The organism is Pasteurella testudinis DSM 23072 (assembly GCF_900176075.1).
Classification (GTDB): domain Bacteria; phylum Pseudomonadota; class Gammaproteobacteria; order Enterobacterales; family Pasteurellaceae; genus Chelonobacter; species Chelonobacter testudinis.
In genome coordinates this window covers 67,511-82,013 of the sequence record NZ_FWWV01000057.1, presented here as the reverse complement: position 1 = coordinate 82,013, position 14,503 = coordinate 67,511, and the positions used below count along the sequence as shown (strand labels likewise).

The following is a 14,503-nucleotide window of genomic DNA, read 5'->3' as shown; positions in this document are numbered from 1 at the left end:
GTCTGAAACCGCACTTTGCCTTGCAGACGCCCTTTCCACACATTCCATTCATAGTAAAACCGACAGCAAAATGTTAAAATAATCACCTGTTTATCGTAAGAATCAAGCGTTGAAGGCGGGAGATAATGCACAAAAACGAAATCATCCGGTCATCGGCAGTGGAGTATTTGACCTTTATCGCCGCCACCGGCGAAGGCGGGGTCAATGCGGTGTATGCCGATGAAAATATCTGGCTGTCGCAAAAAATGTTGGCCGAATTGTATGATGTAGAAGTGCCAACCGTAAATTATCATTTAAAACAAATCTTTGCCGATAACGAATTAACTGAAAAATCAGTTATTAGAAAATTTCTAATAACTGCCGCCGACGGCAAAAACTACCAAACCAAGCACTACAATCTCGCCGCCATTATCGCCGTCGGCTACAAAACCAATTCTGAAAGAGCGGTGCAGTTCCGCAAATGGGCGACGCAAATCATCGAATCGTTCACCATCAAAGGCTTTGCGATGGACGACGAACGCCTGAAAAACGACGGCACGATTTTGGGCAAAAAGTATTTTGAAGAGCAACTTGCCCGCATTCGCGAAATCCGCCTCTCAGAACGCAAGTTCTACCAAAAAATCACCGACATCTACGCCACCGCCATTGACTATGACCGTACCGCCACCACCACCAAACGTTTCTTCGCCACCGTACAAAACAAACTGCATTGGGCGATTCACGGGCACACCGCCGCCGAAGTAATACCACCGTGCCGATGCCGACAAAGAAAATATGGGCTTAATCAGCTGACAAGACGCACCGCACGGCAAAATCCAGCAATTTGACGTAATCGTCGCCAAAAATTATCTGAACGAATCCGAAATGGCGCAACTGCAACGCTTGGTTTCCGCCTATCTGGATATCGCCGAAGACATGGCAAACCGCCAAATCCCGATGACCATGGCAGACTGGGAAACCCGCCTCAACCGCTTTTTAGAATTTACCGACCGTGCCGTGTTGCAAGATGCAGGCAAAATCACCGCCGAAATCGCTAAGGCTCACGCATTAAGTGAGTTTGAAAAATATCGGGTGGTGCAGGATCGATTGTTTGAGAGTGATTTTGATCGGTTTTTGAAACAATAATTTGCAGCATACTTTTTCGACGGTTGTTAGAGAACAAGTGCGCGTTATTTTTCTGCAAAAACAGCGTTTGAGCATATCCGGCGATTTATTCACGCCCTACCATTTCGCGGCTCATGTTCAAAAACAGGCCGTCTGAAACCGCACTTTCCCCCTTCCCCACCTCACCCCCGCCACCGCCACCGCAAAGCCTGCACCAAGGCAGCAAACAACGGCGAATCGGCGCGGCAACTGGGGTAGTAGAGATAGTAGCCGCTGTAGCGGGTTGCCCAATCGTCCAGCACCGACACCAGTTCGCCGTGTTGCAGCGCTGCGGCCAATACGTCTTCAGGCAGCCACACCAGCCCTTTGCCTTGGCGGGCGGCGGTTTGCATCACCAAATCGTCGGACACCCGCACGGCGATCATGTCTTTGGCCACGTCGTCGCCCAAGCGGATACCGATGTCGAAACGGCTGGCTACGATGTCGCTGAAGCGGTTTTCGGCGATCACTTCCAGCTCGACATCGGGATAATCGCGGGCAAATTGTACCGTGCTGTCCGATGAGGCGTATTATGGTGAAATTGAATTCGCTTAGCAAATGAGACAAACTTGGCAATATTGAGAGAAAATCTTCATCGGTAAAAGCATGAAAAACCTTACCCTCCTCTCTCAAACCTCGCCCCTGCCACCATGCGTTCGGCGTTAACCCGTACCGCACAGCGCCTTGATGGGTTGATTTTTCGGTTCCGGCACCATCCGTTTTTGTGCTTGGACGGGAATACGCAAAAGTAGAAACAAAAATGCCGTCTGAACCATTTTTCAGACGGCATTTTGCTTTATGCTTGCTGATGATCCTGTACATCCCACGGTTGCCAGTCGCTACCTTTATTCGGTGGCAAAAAGCTCAAGCCTTTTTGTTGCATTGCCCACAGGCGAGCGGGAAAACAATAGCGGTCGGGGCGGCTTAAATCAATCTCGGTGTCGATGTCGGCTTCTCGTCCGCTTTGCAGTTTGGCAACTAAATCGGGGTTGATAAGCACGGCTTTGCCGAGAGCGATAAATTCTGCGAAGCCGCTGTTGATGGCTTGCACCATGCGTTCGGGCGTGCGGAGGTTGCCTACGCCGATGAGCGGCAGTTTGCCGTTTAAGCGTTGGTGTACCAAGTCGATGCGGGGGCGGTTGGTGTCGGCACCACGGCGGGCTTTTTTGTTAAAATCCCATAGCGACATATGCAAATACTGAATCGGTTGCTCGGTAAGTGCATCCACCAAGGCGAAAGTGTCCGCCATGGTCAAGCCACGCTCACCGGCTTCTTCGGGTGAAAAACGGTAGCCGACAATAAAATCAGGGCGTTTGGCGTTGGCTCGGGCATTCACTACCGCATTGACCACCGCCAGCGGAAATGCCGATGGTTCGCCCCATTTGTCGCTGCGTCGGTTGCTTTGGCGGGAAGTAAACTGCTGAATCAAAAAGCCGTTACAACCCATAATTTCCACACCGTCAAAGCCTGCCTGAATCGCCAAATCAGTCGCATAAGCGAATGCTTGCACCAATTCGTCAATTTCAAGTGCGGTCAATTCACGGGCTTTTTCAGTAGAGCAAGGGGCGACGGCGTTATCAGTAATCGCCTTTGAGCCGCCATGATGCAGTTGCAACAAGGCTTTCGCGCCGCCTTGATGAGCCATCTTGGCCACTTCCCGTAAGCTGGGCAAATGACGTTCATCAAAGGCATAAGGTTGCCCTGCAAAGGCTTTGCCATTTTCCGAATACACTAGCGTTGCCGCCGAAACAAACAGCCCGAAGCCGTCCGCTTTGCCTTGCAAAAACAGGCGTTCGGCTGCACTGATGGCGCCGTCATCGTTGGATGCCCAATGGGTCATCGGGGCGACGACCAAGCGGTTTTTAATGGTTACGCCGTTGTTGAATGTATAGGGCTGGAAAAGTGGGGCGAATTGTGGGTTCATTTCAGACGGCCTTGTTATGATGTATTAAGCCTTGTCAAATGCGTCTAATGCGTGGGCGGAGTAGGCATCCAGTCCGCCCATTTTGGAGGAAGCGTTGTCGAGCTGCATAATGCCTTTCATTGCTTCGGGGTTAAGTTTGGCGAGATCGCCGACTTTGCCTAATAATTCGTTGCGGCATAGTGGAAGAAGTTAAAAAGTGGTACTAGGAAGACGAGCGAAGATAGTACAAGTAGTACAGCGAGCGAGCCTGACAACGTACCACAAATTAAATTCTTTCACTATAGTTATTCCAGTCTTTCATTTTCGTTACCTTTTGGTTGGTTAAACATTGTTTAAAAATCAATTTGTTGAACTTGATTGGCAAGACGGTTTGGCTATTTTCTGCCTAAAACCGACCGCTTGCCAGCCGTGCGACGCCCAAGGCGGCCGCTTCAACCGCGCCGGCCAGATAGCCGGAAAACTGCGGCGACCATTCGCTGCCGATACCGATGAGGATATTCGCCCAATCGCCGTATGCGGTATGAGTGGGCGGAGCAAACGGGTGTTGGCCGCCATCTAAAATATCCTGTTCGGTGGCGGTAAAGGGATCGGTCGCCCAATCTTTGACGGTTTCCGCCACGGGCGATGCGGCTTGTTCGCCAAACAAGCGGGTAAGTAAAGCACGGCAATGGGTTTTTAAATCATCATCGCTTACGCCCGCCCGAATGTGGGCAGGGGCGTTGAAAAAACCGAACAATGCCGCTTTGCCATCGGGCATCGAAATGTCGTGAATTTCGCCTAAAATCCCTTGCGGGCTGCGACCTTCGCCCGACAAGCCCTGTTCACGCCAAAATGGGTGTTCGTACACCGCCACATATTTGGCGTGCGGCACCATCCACGTCGGAGTGCCTGCCCAGACCCGTTGTAAATCGCTCGGTAAACTCGGGCGGAAATCCAAGTTTGCCGCCAAACGCGGTGGCAGTGCCAGTAATAACGCTTCCGCCTGATAATCAAAGGATTGTCCGCTGCTATCTGTGGCTTGCACGCTAATGCCTTGTGCCGTGTGCTCGATACGGCGGACTTGGCGGTCGGTCTGATAGCGTTCAGACGGCAATTTTGTGCGTAGGGCTTCAATCAATGCGGTCATCCCGCCCTGTATACGCAATGAAGTCGGCGAATTGTGATAACCCCGAGTGCGGATGGGCGTTTGCTGTGGCGAACGTTCATACACCAATTCGCCTTGCTCGTGTTGCTCGAAAATCAGCAATTGCAATTCATCGATCAATTCGGTCAGTTGCGGCTGAAAATCACCCCAAAACCAAGTGGCACCCAGCTCAAACTGCTCTGCACCAAAGCCCTGCACCCTGCCACCGAAGCGGGATTGGGCTTCGAGCAGCAGATAATCCTGCACCTGCTGTTCCAATAAATAGGCGGCATACAGCCCTGCCAAACCGCCGCCGATGATGAGTGATTTCATTGTTTTTCTCATATAAGCCGTCTGAAACCAAAACCCTCAAAGTGCGGTTTCAGACGGCATATTTATTTTGCAAGCGGTTGAATTGACAAAAAATCTGCAAAACTGACCGCACTTTTGGCTCAATGCCCTGCCATCACACCGCCGTCCACAGGCAATACCGTGCCGGTGATAAACGAAGCGGCCTCGCTTGCCAAGAACAACATCGCTTCCGCCACGTCTTTCGGCTGACCGTTACGCCCGATCGGGTGGAAATTGTTGAAGGTCGGCAAGGTGTCTTTGACCTGCTCTTCGCTCATAAACGTGCCGTAAATCGGCGTTTCAATCACCGCAGGGGCAACGGTGTTGATGCGGATATTCGAGCTTGCCAATTCAATCGCCAAGTTGTGGGTTAAGGCATGTACACCAGCGTTGGCAGCCGAGTATGCCGAGCTTGGCGTGGCGGCAATCGCTTGTAATGCCCATAGCGAGCCGGTTTGCACAATCGCCCCACCGCCACGTTTTTGCATGGCTTTGGCGGCTTCTTGTGCCATAAAGAATTTGCCTTTCAAGATAATATCGACGAATTTATCGTATTCTGCTTCAGAAAGTTCCAAAAACGGTTTCGGGTTGAAGATACCGGCGTTGTTAATCAAAATGTCCACACCACCGAACGATTCGGTTGCCATCGAAACCAATTCTTTAGCGGTTTGAGGCTTGGCAATATCGCCCGCTACGGTGCGTACATTCGCCCCTTGCGGGTCAATCAGCTTTGCCGCTTCCCACAGCTTGGCTTCATCACGACCGCCGATGACCACTTTTGCACCTTCCGCTACAAAACGGCGCGCCACTTCCAAACCCATACCAGAAGCACCACCGGTAACGATGACGACTTTATTTTCAAAACGCTTGTTCATTGTATAAACCTCAATTGTTTGTTGCTGGGGACAGCACCATGCTGTTCAATGAGGCGTATTATGTCGCAATTGAATTCGCTTAACAAATGAGATAAACTTGGCATAATCAAAAGAAAATCTTTATCGGCAAAAGCATGAAAAACCTCACTCCCTATCTAAAAGCCCTCAAAGCCTTTGAAAGCGTGGCACGGCATCAAAGTTTTTCACAAGCGGCAGAAGAATTGCACGTTACCCCTGCCGCCGTCGGGCAATTGGTACGCAGTTTGGAAGACAGTCTCGGCACGCCGTTGTTTCATCGCAGCCAAAGCGGCAAAACACGGCTGACCTTGAGCGAGCAGGCACAGCAGGCGTTGGGCGATATTCAGGCAGGATTTCGCCAACTTGAGCGGGGTTTTGAGAAACTGCAACAGGCCAACAATCCTTGTTTTCTCACCATCACCACCAGCCCTGCCTTTGCCGCCAAATGGCTGTTGCCGAGATTGGAGCGGTTTCAGACCGCCGAACCTGATATCGTGGTGCGGCTGCATACGGATTTGCAAATATTGGATTTTGACAAGCACGACATTGATATCGGAGTGCGTTACGGCAAGGGCGATTGGGCGGATTTGCACAGCGAAAAATTGTTGGACGAAGAGATTTTCCCTGTCTGCTCGCCGCAATGGTTGGCGGCACACCCGATTACCGAGCCGTTTGAATTGCTCGGCACCACGTTGATTCACGATGTGTCCGTAGACAGCAAAAACGGTTTTGTGTCGTGGCAACATTGGCTGGAGCAGGCAGATGTACAAGTGTTCCTGCTCAAACAAGGCTTGCAAATCAACAACCCCGCCACCGTATTGCAAGCCGCCATCGACGGGCAAGGCGTGGCACTCGCCCGCAGCGTGATGGTACAAGACGACTTGGCAAGCGGACGATTAATCCGCCTTTTTCCCCACATCCGCCATCTTTCGCCTCTGGCTTACTATATCGTTCACCCAGAGCAGACCGCCGCCAGCGACAAAGTGCGGTTGTTTAAAGAGTGGCTGCTTGGGGAAGTGCAGAAGAAAATAAATGCCGTCTGAAACCGCACTTTGCTTTTTCAAACAGGCAAAGTGCGGTTTCACACCACCGGCTCACAACATGATTTTGGTTTCCACCTTATTGAAATTCATCACAAACTGGCTTTTAAAGTCGCGCACGTTGTTTTCGGCGGTGAGGGCTCGGCGGGTGAAATGGTGGTAATCAGCCATGTCGCGCGCATGCACCAGCAGCATGTAATCGTAATCACCGGAAATTTCGTAACAGCTCATCACATCCGGCTCTTGCTTCATGCTGCGTAAAAACGCGTCTTGCAAAGCCGTGTTTTGTTTTTCCATGACCACCGTCACAAACACACTCAGGCTGCGCCCCACTGCCGCCGGATTGACCAGCGCCACCTGTTTGGTAATCACGCCCTGCTGCTGCAGCTGCCGGATACGCCGTTGGCAGGTCGCCACCGACGAGCCCACTTGCTCTGCCACCGTTTTCAAGGGCAGCGTGGCATCGCTTTGCAGCAGGTTCAGAATCTGCCGATCCAGTTTGTCTAATTCATGTATTATCGCCATATTGGTATTTCTTCCCATTAAACGTGATTCTTTTGCGAAATTATCTCATAAAATTAATAAATCAGAATTTTTTTATCAAACTATTGCGATAAAATATCAGCACTTGATTATCTTTTACCCTGCCTGTTCGGGCAGGCTGACATCCGACAGACAACACCATGATGAGCAATCTGAAAAAAGGCGTGTGGGCCGCTTTATTGTCCAATATTTTGTTTGGCGTTTTGTATTTGTACAGCAGCTGGATGCGGCCGATGAGCGGCACCGATGTGTTTGCCTGGCGTATGGTCAGCATGTTGGTGGGGTTGTGGCTGATTCTGCTGCTCAGCCGCGGTTGGCACGATTTGTTCCGCTTTGCCTACAAGGTGGGGCGCAACTGGAAAAAGTGGCTGCTGATTGTGTTGCCGATGCCGATTTTGGCCAGCCAGCTGTGGCTGTTTATGTGGGCGCCGGTGAACGGCTACGGTGTCGATGTGGCGATGGGGTATTTTTTGTTTCCGTTGGTGATGGTGTTGTGCGGACGGCTGTTTTTTGGCGAAACGCTCAGCCGTCTGCAATGGCTGGCAGTGGTGCTGGCGGCTGCCGGAGTGGCGCATGAATTGTGGCAAACCCATGCTTTTTCTTGGGTGAGTATCTGGGTGTTTGCCACCTACCCGATGTATTACCTGCTGCGCCGTTTGCTGCGTGTGCCCGCCCTTACCGGCCTGTTGATCGATTTAAGCCTGATCGCCCCCATCGCCTTGGGCTATTTGCTATTGCAAGCCGACGGCATGGCGGTGTGGGCAAGCCCGAACCGCTATTGGCTGCTGATTCCGCTGATGGGCATCATCAGCGCTGCGGCCATGCAGCTCAATCTGCACGCCAGCCGCCTGCTGCCGGTAACGTTGTTCGGCATGTTCAGCTATCTGGAGCCGGTGCTGCTGTTTGTGCTGGCGGTGTTGGTGTTGAAAGCACCGCTGGCGGCCGAGTCGCTCATCACCTACGGACTGATTTGGGCGGCACTGAGCTTGAGCCTGCTCGACGGCCGGCTGAAAATGCGGCGGCCGCTGCCCGCTTAAGCCCCCTCAACCATAGTACGAAAAGTCAGGTTGATGCGCGGCTCATGCACTTTGGTGGTTTTCATGATGGCGTGCAGCCAGTGGCTTTGGGTGCTGCCACGCATCACCAGCAGTTGCCCGTGTTGTAACAACATGTCGCGCTTTTCGCCCGTGCGGCGGTGTTTGAAGGCGAATTTGCGGGTGGCACCGAAGCTGAGCGAAGCAATCACGGCGTTTTTGCCCAAGCAGGCTTCGTCATCGCTGTGCCACGCCATGCCTTCGTTGCCGTGGTGATACAGATTCAGCAGGCAGGAATTGAAGCCCGTGGGGCTGACGGGCTGTATCAGGGTTTCGACTTGCTGTTTTAATGCCAGCAGGGTTTCATTCCACGGCAACGCCGTGCGGGTTGCGCCGGAATAGCGGTAGTGAAAATTCTGATCGCCGTACCACGCCACTTTGCGCGCGGTGGTGATGTGTTTGCCGAACATCACCGCCTCATCGTGCCGCCACGGGATATGGTTTAACAGTTCATAAAAATAAGCATCGGTGGCGGCCGCTTCAAAAACCACGCCGTAGTCGTTGACGATGCCGTCATAAGGCAGCAGATTGTCATCGGGCGCCGCCCTGACCGCCGTTTCACTGTCGAACAAATCCAAATTAGCCATTGCCTGCTCCGATTTCTTGCGCCAACAACGCCATTTTGCGCCCGCGCTGCCAGCGGTAGCCGCCGATGACGCCGCTTTGGCGAATCACCCGATGGCAGGGAATCAACACCGCCACAGGGTTTGCCCCCACCGCCGCCCCCACCGCACGGGCGGCATCGGGTTGGCCGATGTGTTTGGCGATGTCGCCGTAGCTGCTCAACTGCCCCGCTGGGATCGTCAGCAGTGCCTGCCACACCTTCAATTGAAACGGCGTGCCTTTTAAATGCAGCGGCACGGCGGTTTGGCTGCCGTCCGGCACCAACACCGCCAAGGCTTGCCGGTGTAGCGGATTTTCCTGCCGGCGCAAATCGGCACGGGGAAATTCCTGCTTGAGCGCATTGACCGCATCGCTGTCCCCATCGGCAAAACTCATAAAGCACACCCCGCGTGCGGTCGCCCCGATCAACACCTCGCCCAGCGGCGTCGGGTAACAACCGTAATCAATCCGCAAGCCCGCACCGCCGCTTTTGTATTCGCCCGGCGTCATGCCCTCCAGCGACACAAACAAATCGTGCAGCCGCCCGGCACTACTCAAGCCCCCAGCAAAAGTCGCTTCTTGCATATTACCTTGATTTTGCAAGACTTGTTTGGCACGCTCCACGCTGATGTATTGTAAAAATTTTTTCGGGCTGACCCCCGCCCATGCCTGAAATTGACGTAAAAAATGCTCAGGGCTCAAATGCACTTGCGCTGCCGCCATTTCCAGGCTGGGCTGCTCGTCGGCATGGTCGTACAGATATTCAATCGCTTTGGCAATGCGGATAAATTGGCTGGTTTCACGGCTCATGGCTTCCTCCGATACGTTTTGCAACCATTATAGCCTGTGCCGATAGCGAAAAACGACCCGATTCTTGCGGTGTTGGATTTAAGGCCGTCTGAAACCGCACTTTGCTTTTTCAAACAAGCAAAAGGTTTTCAGACGGCATTCTCCCTATCCCCCACCCACTTCAGACAAAAATCCACATACGCCCGCACAATGCTCGACGGATGGCGGTGGCTGGGATAGAGCAAATGGGCGGGGCGGCTGGGGAAGGGGTAATCGGGCAGGATTTCCACCAACTTTCCTTCGGCAATCAGCGGTTTTGCCATAAAGTCGGGCAAATCGCAGATCACGGGGTGGCGCAGCAGCCAGTCACGCAGGATTTTATAATCGTTGCTGGCAAAGTGCGGTCGGATTCGTTGCGGTTTTGTGCCTAATTGCCAGATGATGTCTTGGCTGTTGTCCGCCGCCCACGCATTGCAGCGGAAACGGCTCAAATCCGCAGGCGTGGTCGGCGTGCCGTAGCGTTGCACAAACTCGGGGCTTGCCACCAGTTGCAGGCGGATGTCGAACAGTTTTTTGGCGATAAAGCTGTCGGTTTGCAAATCGCCCACCCGAACCGCCACGTCAATGCCGTCTGCCAGCAAATCCAGCTTGCGGTCGCTTGCCAGCAGATGCACGTCGATATCGGGATAGCGTTCGGCAAAATCCTGCTGCAACTGCCACCACGGTTCGAAACTCTCGGGCATCGACAGCCGCAGTCTGCCTTTTAACTCGGCTTGATTGCCTTTGATGCGGTGTGCCAAATCGCTCAGGGTTTCCAAGCTCAACGCCGCCTGTTCGCTTAATTGCAGTCCGATAAGGGTCGGCTTCACGCCTTGGGTAGAACGCTCCAACAGCTGCACACCAAGCGATTGCTCCAACTCGCTGATTTTGCGGCTTAATGTCGCCACCGCTACGCCGCTTTTCACACTCGCTGCCGATAAGCTGCCTTGCTGCACCACGAGGGTAAAGAGTTTGATATGGTCTAAGTTCATTTTATCCGCCCTGTTTGTTTTTCATTTTTGCAAAACACTTTTTCATTTTAACGCATTCCATTTGAAAATAGAAAAACTATAATGCCCCCATCAACCCCATTCACCAACAAGGAAACCCAAATGCCGCATATTAATATTCAATGCTATCCGAAACACTTGACCGCCGCCGAACTCGACGCATTCAAAACCGAGCTGACTGCCTTGGCGGTGAAACATTTGAAAGCCACTGATGATGTGGTGTCGATTGATTACAACGAAGTGCCTGCCGAACAATGGCAGCAGGTGTGGGATAAAGACATTGCCCCGAAACGCGGCAAGTTGTTGAAAGAACCGGATTACGAGATGTATAGTCAATTAAAATTGCAATGATACAGCGTTGCCAACGTCCTTATGTACGACTTGTACACTGCGGACGTTGTCGCCTTGTCTCATTTTTATTTTAAATGACTATAGTTTTCAGACGGCAAGGAGCATCTGATGAACAAAATTTTTGCATTATTGACCGCACTTTTGGCAGTCGGCACGCTACACGCCGCCGACATTCAGCCCGACGTCGTTAAACCCAATCAGGTGCTACGCTATTTCGGGCAGCAGCCGAACGGTTATGTCAGCCAAATCCCTTACGGCAACAACAGCCGCACGGGGCATTATGTGCAATCGGGCGATGCCAAGATTTATTACGAAGTTTATGGCAAGGGCGAGCCGATTGTGTTGCTGCACGGCGGCGTGGTCGGCTCAATGGCGGAAATGGGCGAATTTGCCGATAAATTAAAAGCCACACGCCAAGTAGTTTTGGTCAATACCCGTGGACACGGCAAATCCGACATCGGCAGTGCTGCCCCGAGCTACCGGCAAAAAGCCCAAGACCTGCAAGCGGTGCTTTCCGCCCTAAAAATTGCCAAAACCGACATCATCGGCTTTAGCGACGGTGCTTACACAGGCTACCAATTCGCCGCCGATTATCCGCAAGCGGTGGGCAAATTAGTCGCCATCGGTGCAGGTGAGTGGAAACAAGGTTTTGTACAAGGCGGACAAAAAGACCGCAACGCCCCGTTTACCGCCATTGAAGCACTTGATCCGAACTACTGGCAGCAACAAGCCGCCATCCGCCCGCAAACCGAGCAAACCGCCACTTGGTTCAAGCAAGCCAACCGCCAATACGATCAAACCGTGGTCGGCAAGGAACTATTCGTCAAAATTCACGCCCCCGTGTTGGTGCTGGCAGGCGAAGATGATGCCAACGCCCCGCTCGACAGCGTGATTGCTGCCTACAAAATGCTGCCGAATGCGGATTTAGCCATCATCCCCAATGCCCCGCACCCCGTAGCCCAGATAAATTTTGCAGCAGTATGGACGCTGGTTGAACCGTTTTTAAATCAATAGCGTTGAGCGGATCATGCCGTCTGAAACCGCACTTTGCTTTTTCAAACAAGCAAAAGGTTTTCAGACGGCATCAATCATCATTCATTCAGCAAAGCGCTTGCAAATACTTTGCCGTTACCGATTCTTCGCTTGCCAACATCGCTTGCGGCGTGCCGCTGAAAATCACTTGCCCGCCGTCGCTGCCGCCTGTACCCATTTCAATAATGTCATCGGCGGCGGCGATGAGTTCCAAGCGGTGTTCGATGATGAATTATCATGAAACAAATATCATTAGGGCTCCCTGACAGCGAAGCGGTGTCGATTTACGGGCACTTTTCGCCTTATAAACGAATTGTCAGGCAGCCCTCGTAATGATAATGTGGGCTGGCTGAATCATCACCGTTTTAACTCCGACATCAGATAAACCAACAAGACAAATCATGAACATTTTATTATTAGACGGCGGCAAAGCCTTTGCCCATTCGCACGGCAAGCTGAACCATACCCTGCACGACATCGCCAAACAAACACTGACTGAAATCGGGCACAGCATTCGTGAAACGGTGATGGATGACGGCTATCAAATTGAGCAAGAGATTGATAATTTTTTATGGGCGGACGCAATCATCTGGCAAATGCCCGGTTGGTGGATGGGTGAGCCGTGGACGGTGAAAAAATACATCGACGAAGTGTTCACCGCAGGACACGGCAAATTGTACCAATCCGACGGCCGCCATCGGGTTAATCCAAGCGAAGGCTATGGCACGGGCGGTTTGCTGCAAGGCAAAAAATTCATGCTGTCGCTCACTTGGAATGCACCGATTGAAGCCTTTGAGCGTGCTGATGATTTTTTTGAAGGGCAAGGCGTGGACGGGCTGTATTTGCATTTTCACAAAGCCAATGAATTTTTGGGCATGAGCCGTCTGCCGACGTTTATCGTGAATGACGTGATCAAAAACCCGCAAATTGAAGCCTTTACCGCTGCTTATCGGGCGCATTTATTAAAAGTATTCGGAGCAAATCAATCATGAAATCCCTATTCAAAACCCTGTTTATCAGTGCAGGACTGCTCACCGCCCATCATGCGGCAGCAGCGGAAGATTGGGCAGTAAAAGCGCAAAGCACGCAAGAAGCGGTGTTGCTGGGCGGCGGCGTGGTCGGGGCATTGTACGCCCCGCAAATCCGCAGTCCGAACAACCGCACGGCAGTGCTGGTCATGCACGCCGAAGGGGATTACACCCAGTTTTCATCAGGTGTGGAGCTTGCCAAGCGTGGCTTTACCGTTTTGAATGCCAACAACGCCGCCAGCAAATATACCGGCAATGATTTGGATTTTGAACGCATGATGGGCGACATTGCCAAAGCGGTACAGTACCTAAAAAACCGCAGCGATATAGACAACGTGGTGTTGCTTGGGCATAGCGGCGGCGGAGCGATGTTTTCCGCTTATCAAAACATCGCCGAAAACGGCGTGGATATCTGCCAAAGTGCGGTCAAAATCGCCCCATGTAGCGACAAACTCGCCGATTTGCCCAAAGCCGACGGTTTGGTGTTGCTGGATGCGAATTACGGGATGTCCACCATGTATTTGCTCAGCCTAGACCCTGCCATTGTCAATGAACACAACGCCCAACAACGCAATCCGTCAGTCGATTTATATCTGCCCGAAAACGGCATGGGCGAATCCGGAGCAAATTACAGCCAAGCCTTCAAACAGCGTTATTTCACCGCTTTGGCAAAACGCAATCACGCCATCATTGCCCACGCCCAGCAACGCAAAGCCTTGATAGACAAAGGTGAAGGCGATTTCGCAGGCGACGAAGCCCTGATTATTCCTGCTGCCAACTATTTGGGCATGAACAACAAATTATTCGCCCAAGACCCCAGCCTACTCGCCCACACCCAGCAAGCGTGGAAGCTGCTGCATCAAGACGGCAGTGTCAGCACGCAAATCGTGCCGACTACCCGCAGTGCCAAAAATTTAAGCAACAAAGGCAATCAATACGACATGGCACTCCGCACCACCGTACAGCGGTTTTTGCCGATGTATGCCGTGCGGCTGAACGGTGATTTTGCCATCACCGCCACAGGCTTGCAGGGCGTGGATTGGGAAAGCTCGCACACCACGCCTGTCGGCAACGTCCGTCATATCAGCGTGCCGCTGCTGACCATCGGCTTGACGGGCAATTGGGAATATCTGAACGCCGAACAAATCTACCTGAATGCCAAGAGCCAAGACAAAGACATTGTGTTTGTCGAAGGGGCTTCGCACGTGGTTACCCCGATAGATACAAAATACGGCGATACGGTTAAGCTGACTTATGACTATATGGCGGATTGGCTCGGCAAAGCGGGACGGTTTCGTTGATGGTGGTGTGCAGCGACCTGAATACCGCTTGGCGGTTACCTCCGGTTTATTAAGCAACACCGACCGCACTTTGCCCGATATTTCATTTGCCAGCGGCTTCCAAAGCCCGAGCTACTTCGACAAACAATTTCGCAAACAGTACGCCATCACGCCGAAGCGTTATCGGGAGCAAGCGGCGGCGTAAGAAAAGAGAGGCCGTCTGAAATCATCAACTATTTTCAGACGGCATTGTCTTTTTG

Annotated in this window: 16 protein-coding genes and 1 pseudogene; 8 read left to right on the top strand and 9 right to left on the bottom strand. The window is 52.3% G+C overall.

Features of this window, described 5'->3' with window-relative positions:
* Positions 1 to 125: 125 nt before the first annotated feature.
* Positions 126 to 1,125: pseudogene (locus B8880_RS12605) on the top strand (virulence RhuM family protein).
* A 161-nt stretch (positions 1,126 to 1,286) separates the two neighbouring features.
* Here the strand turns inward: B8880_RS12605 and B8880_RS12600 are convergent.
* The 4 genes from B8880_RS12600 to B8880_RS12585 all read right to left on the bottom strand — a co-directional run bounded on the left by B8880_RS12600 (position 1,287) and on the right by B8880_RS12585 (position 5,416).
* Positions 1,287 to 1,613 carry a LysR substrate-binding domain-containing protein gene (locus B8880_RS12600; protein WP_084257925.1) on the bottom strand — a complete coding sequence of 109 codons (327 nt, stop codon included), beginning with the start codon at positions 1,611 to 1,613 and terminating at the stop codon, positions 1,287 to 1,289.
* A 326-nt stretch (positions 1,614 to 1,939) separates the two neighbouring features.
* A complete protein-coding gene (locus B8880_RS12595) occupies positions 1,940 to 3,067 on the bottom strand; it encodes an NADH-dependent flavin oxidoreductase (RefSeq protein WP_084257924.1) in 1,128 nt (375 codons plus the stop codon).
* A gap of 385 nt (positions 3,068 to 3,452) precedes the next feature.
* Complete coding sequence (locus B8880_RS12590; RefSeq protein WP_208610921.1) at positions 3,453 to 4,523, bottom strand: flavin monoamine oxidase family protein; 1,071 nt, start codon at positions 4,521 to 4,523, stop codon at positions 3,453 to 3,455.
* Between the two features lie 119 nt (positions 4,524 to 4,642).
* Complete coding sequence (locus B8880_RS12585) at positions 4,643 to 5,416, bottom strand: SDR family NAD(P)-dependent oxidoreductase (RefSeq protein ID WP_084257922.1); 774 nt, start codon at positions 5,414 to 5,416, stop codon at positions 4,643 to 4,645.
* Positions 5,417 to 5,550: 134 nt separating this feature from the next.
* Between B8880_RS12585 and gcvA the strand changes: the two genes are divergently transcribed.
* A complete protein-coding gene (gene gcvA / locus B8880_RS12580; RefSeq protein ID WP_084257921.1) occupies positions 5,551 to 6,477 on the top strand; it encodes a transcriptional regulator GcvA in 927 nt (308 codons plus the stop codon).
* A gap of 51 nt (positions 6,478 to 6,528) precedes the next feature.
* Here the strand turns inward: gcvA and B8880_RS12575 are convergent, their stop codons facing one another.
* Entirely contained in the window at positions 6,529 to 6,990 is a 462-nt protein-coding gene (locus tag B8880_RS12575) for an Lrp/AsnC family transcriptional regulator (protein WP_172461309.1), read from the bottom strand.
* Positions 6,991 to 7,157: 167 nt separating this feature from the next.
* Between B8880_RS12575 and rarD the strand changes: the two genes are divergently transcribed.
* Positions 7,158 to 8,054 carry an EamA family transporter RarD gene (rarD, locus tag B8880_RS12570; RefSeq protein WP_208610920.1) on the top strand — a complete coding sequence of 299 codons (897 nt, stop codon included), beginning with the start codon at positions 7,158 to 7,160 and terminating at the stop codon, positions 8,052 to 8,054.
* Here rarD and B8880_RS12565 read toward each other — a convergent pair.
* The 3 genes from B8880_RS12565 to B8880_RS12555 all read right to left on the bottom strand — a co-directional run bounded on the left by B8880_RS12565 (position 8,051) and on the right by B8880_RS12555 (position 10,534).
* Complete coding sequence (locus B8880_RS12565) at positions 8,051 to 8,698, bottom strand: alpha-ketoglutarate-dependent dioxygenase AlkB family protein (RefSeq protein ID WP_084257920.1); 648 nt, start codon at positions 8,696 to 8,698, stop codon at positions 8,051 to 8,053. The two genes, rarD and B8880_RS12565, sit on opposite strands and share 4 nt — an antisense overlap.
* Positions 8,691 to 9,524, bottom strand: coding sequence for a bifunctional transcriptional activator/DNA repair enzyme AdaA (locus B8880_RS12560; RefSeq protein WP_084257919.1), 834 nt, complete (start codon positions 9,522 to 9,524; stop codon positions 8,691 to 8,693). The genes B8880_RS12565 and B8880_RS12560 overlap by 8 nt, the downstream gene beginning before the upstream one ends.
* A gap of 128 nt (positions 9,525 to 9,652) precedes the next feature.
* Positions 9,653 to 10,534, bottom strand: coding sequence for a LysR family transcriptional regulator (locus tag B8880_RS12555; protein WP_084257918.1), 882 nt, complete (start codon positions 10,532 to 10,534; stop codon positions 9,653 to 9,655).
* 120 nt (positions 10,535 to 10,654) lie between these two features.
* On the opposite strand from B8880_RS12555, the gene pptA reads away from it, so the two are divergent.
* Both pptA and B8880_RS12545 read left to right on the top strand, forming a co-directional pair.
* A complete protein-coding gene (gene pptA / locus B8880_RS12550) occupies positions 10,655 to 10,903 on the top strand; it encodes a tautomerase PptA (protein ID WP_159460754.1) in 249 nt (82 codons plus the stop codon).
* Positions 10,904 to 11,011: 108 nt separating this feature from the next.
* Positions 11,012 to 11,917: an alpha/beta fold hydrolase gene (locus B8880_RS12545; protein WP_084257916.1), complete on the top strand. Its 906-nt coding sequence runs from the start codon at positions 11,012 to 11,014 to the stop codon at positions 11,915 to 11,917.
* Positions 11,918 to 12,002: 85 nt separating this feature from the next.
* Here the strand turns inward: B8880_RS12545 and B8880_RS14475 are convergent, their stop codons facing one another.
* A complete protein-coding gene (locus B8880_RS14475) occupies positions 12,003 to 12,149 on the bottom strand; it encodes a hypothetical protein (protein WP_159460753.1) in 147 nt (48 codons plus the stop codon).
* Between the two features lie 187 nt (positions 12,150 to 12,336).
* On the opposite strand from B8880_RS14475, the gene B8880_RS12540 reads away from it, so the two are divergent.
* Genes B8880_RS12540 through B8880_RS12530 form a run of 3 tightly spaced genes read left to right on the top strand, consistent with a single transcriptional unit; the run spans position 12,337 to position 14,448 of the window.
* The gene (locus tag B8880_RS12540; protein WP_084257915.1) at positions 12,337 to 12,927 is read left to right on the top strand and encodes an NAD(P)H-dependent oxidoreductase; all 591 of its coding nucleotides are present in this window, start codon (positions 12,337 to 12,339) and stop codon (positions 12,925 to 12,927) included.
* On the top strand, positions 12,924 to 14,264 hold the full coding sequence (locus B8880_RS12535) for an alpha/beta hydrolase family protein (protein ID WP_084257914.1): 1,341 nt from the start codon (positions 12,924 to 12,926) through the stop codon (positions 14,262 to 14,264). The genes B8880_RS12540 and B8880_RS12535 overlap by 4 nt, the downstream gene beginning before the upstream one ends.
* On the top strand, positions 14,218 to 14,448 hold the full coding sequence (locus tag B8880_RS12530) for a helix-turn-helix domain-containing protein (protein WP_084257913.1): 231 nt from the start codon (positions 14,218 to 14,220) through the stop codon (positions 14,446 to 14,448). The genes B8880_RS12535 and B8880_RS12530 overlap by 47 nt, the downstream gene beginning before the upstream one ends.
* Positions 14,449 to 14,503 lie beyond the last annotated feature (55 nt).